Raw genomic sequence first — 2,697 nt, 5'->3', positions numbered from 1 at the left:
GGCATGGGCGCGGGCGGTGCGCCGCAGCTCCTGCAAACCTCGACCAGCGGCGGCGGGCGCAACAGCATGGCGCAGTTCGGCCAAGGTGGGCAGGGCGACCGCTGGAAGCTGGATTCGCAGCCGGAAGCGCCGCGCACACCGTTCGAGCTGCGCGCGGGCTTCGTCGTGCCGGCCACGCTCATTTCGGGCATCAACTCCGATCTGCCGGGCCAAATCATGGCCCAGGTCGCGCAGGACGTGTACGACACACCGACCGGCAAGCACCTGTTGATCCCGCAGGGATCGCGCCTCGTCGGCTCGTATTCGAGCGACGTGGCCTACGGTCAAGCGCGCGTGCTGGTTGCGTGGCAACGCATCGTGTTCCCCGATGGCAAGGCGATGGACATTGGCGCGATGCCAGGCGCGGACAGCGCGGGATACGCGGGCTTCCACGACCAGGTGAACAACCACTATGTGCGCCTGTTCGGCTCGGCCTTCCTCATGTCCGGCGTGACAGCAGGCATCACCTACAGCCAACGCCAGAACCAGGCCACAAACACCTATGGCGCACCGAGCGCCAGCAGTGCCCTAAGCGAAGCCCTCGGCCAGCAGCTCGGCCAGGTTACGGCGCAACTCATCGCCAAGAACCTGAGCATTTCGCCGACGCTGGAAATTCGGCCGGGGTATCGCTTCAACGTCGTGGTCACGAAGGACATGACGTTTTCCAAGCCGTACCGTTCCTTCGATTACTAACGCCATAGGAGAAAAGCACCATGAAGCCGAAGTTTTTAGCCGCTAAATTGGCCCTCGTCATTGCTGTTTCGAGCACGCTGGCGGTCACACCTGTGCAGGCTGGCATCCCCGTCATCGACGGCACCAACCTGTCGCAGAACATCATGACGGCCATCGAATCGGTGGCCCAGACGCTCAAGCAAATTGAGCAGTACAGCACCCAGCTCCAGCAGTATCAAAACCAACTCCAGAACACGATGGCCCCGGCCGCGTATATCTGGGATCAGGCGCAATCGACCATCAACGGGTTGATGAACGCGGTCAACACGCTGGATTACTACAAGACCCAACTCGGCAGCCTGGACAGCTACATCGGCAAGTTCCAGGACGTGAACTACTACAAGAACTCGCCGTGCTTTACGGCGGCAGGGTGCTCCGACGCGGAACGCGCAGCACTTCGGAATGTGGCCCAGCTCGCGAGCGAGTCGCAGAAGAAGGCCAACGATGCCTTGTTCAAGGGCCTCGATAGGCAGCAAACGAATCTCACGGCCGATGCAGCGACGTTGCAGCGTCTTCAATCGGCAGCGCAGGGCGCGCAGGGCCAAATGCAGGCCATCGGCTACGCCAACCAGCTCGCCAGCCAGCAGGCCAACCAGCTCTTGCAGATTCGTGGCCTGCTGATCGCGCAGCAGAACGCGATGGCAACCAAGATGCAGGCCGACGCCGACAAGGAAGCCCAGCAGGCGGCAGCGGCCGCACAACTGCGCCAGGGCAGCTACCGGGCCAGCCCGGCGCGCACCTGGTAAGGGGGATTCATGAAAGCAATCAAGGCTCTGTCCTTGGCCTCGGCCGCCCTCGTGGCGGCCTTGGTCGCCGGCTGCGACAACAAGCCGGCCACGGCCCCCATGCCGGAAGTGAACGACGAGAACTGCAAGCCCGAGAACATCGCCAAGATCGAGGACAAGGGCGTCCAGCAGGCTTTTTCGTCGCTGTGCTTGCGTCGTGGTGGGGATTTCAAGCCCAGCCCGAAACGCGAATGGTGAGGTGCTGACGATGAGAATGCCAGCCAATCTAAAAACCCTCGCCCTGCCGCTGTTCGTCTGGCTGGCGTTCTTCGCGGTCGATGCCCACGCGGCCATCGACAACGCCGGCGTGTTCGATAGCGTGCTGGATCGCTACCAGGCCGCCGCGAGCGGCTGGGCCGGTGTCATCACCACGGCCGCAACCTGGCTCTTCTGGACGCTGGTTGTGATCTCGATGGTCTGGACGTTCGGCATGATGGCCTTGCGCAAGGCCGACATTGGCGAGTTCTTCGCGGAGTTCGTCCGCTTCACGATCTTTACCGGCTTCTTCTGGTGGGCGCTAACCAACGGCCCTAACTTCGCCTCGTCCATCTATGCGTCGTTGCGGCAGCTCGCCGGCAACGCGACGGGCCTGGGCAATGCTCTGTCGCCCTCGGGCATCGTGGACGTGGGCTTTGCGATCTTCGACAAGGTGATGGATCAGTCCTCGGTGTGGTCGCCGGTGGACAGCATGGCCGGCATCCTCATGGCCGTGGCGATCCTGGTCATCCTGGCCCTGGTCGGTGTGAATATGCTTCTGCTGCTCGCGTCGGGCTGGGTGCTCGCCTACGGCGGCGTGTTCTTCCTCGGCTTCGGTGGTTCGCGCTGGACTTCCGACATGGCGATCAACTACTACAAGGTCGTCCTGGGCGTGGCCGCGCAGCTCTTCGCAATGGTGCTCCTGGTGGGCATCGGCAAGACCTTCCTCGATGACTACTACTCGCGCATGAGCGCCGGCATCAGCCTCAAGGAAATGGGCGTGATGCTGATCGTCGTCATCATCCTCTTGGCGTTGGTCAACAAGATTCCGCCGCTCATCGCCGGGATCATCACCGGCGCGAGCGTGGGCGGTGCCGGCATCGGCCAGTTCGGTGCAGGTGCTGCGTTGGGTGCCGCAGGCATGGCAGCAGCAGCGGCCGCGACC

General features: G+C 63.0%; 4 protein-coding genes. All 4 read left to right on the top strand.

Annotation, left to right across the window (positions count from 1 at the left end; all coding sequences use genetic code 11):
• Positions 1-732: TrbI/VirB10 family protein (locus tag N878_RS17075; RefSeq protein ID WP_031303351.1), on the top strand; the 732-nt coding region annotated here is incomplete at its 5' end.
• Positions 733-752: 20 nt separating this feature from the next.
• A complete protein-coding gene (gene trbJ / locus N878_RS17070; protein WP_010890135.1) occupies positions 753-1,517 on the top strand; it encodes a P-type conjugative transfer protein TrbJ in 765 nt (254 codons plus the stop codon).
• Between the two features lie 9 nt (positions 1,518-1,526).
• Entirely contained in the window at positions 1,527-1,754 is a 228-nt protein-coding gene (trbK, locus tag N878_RS17065) for an entry exclusion lipoprotein TrbK (protein WP_000644148.1), read from the top strand.
• A 10-nt stretch (positions 1,755-1,764) separates the two neighbouring features.
• Positions 1,765-2,697 (top strand): P-type conjugative transfer protein TrbL (trbL, locus tag N878_RS17060; protein WP_031303350.1); only part of this gene is annotated, 933 nt, incomplete at its 3' end.

This window comes from Pseudomonas sp. EGD-AK9 (assembly GCF_000465935.2).
Classification (GTDB): Bacteria; Pseudomonadota; Gammaproteobacteria; order Pseudomonadales; family Pseudomonadaceae; genus Aquipseudomonas.
The sequence above is the reverse complement of the archived record's forward strand: the minus strand, read 5'-3'. Positions and strand labels throughout refer to the sequence as shown.

Excerpts from the sequence above, each read along its gene's own strand:
- trbJ (WP_010890135.1), top strand. The coding sequence starts at position 753 with ATGAAGCCGAAGTTTTTAGCCGCTAAATTGGCCCTCGTCATTGCTGTT.
- trbK (WP_000644148.1), top strand. The coding sequence starts at position 1,527 with ATGAAAGCAATCAAGGCTCTGTCCTTGGCCTCGGCCGCCCTCGTGGCG.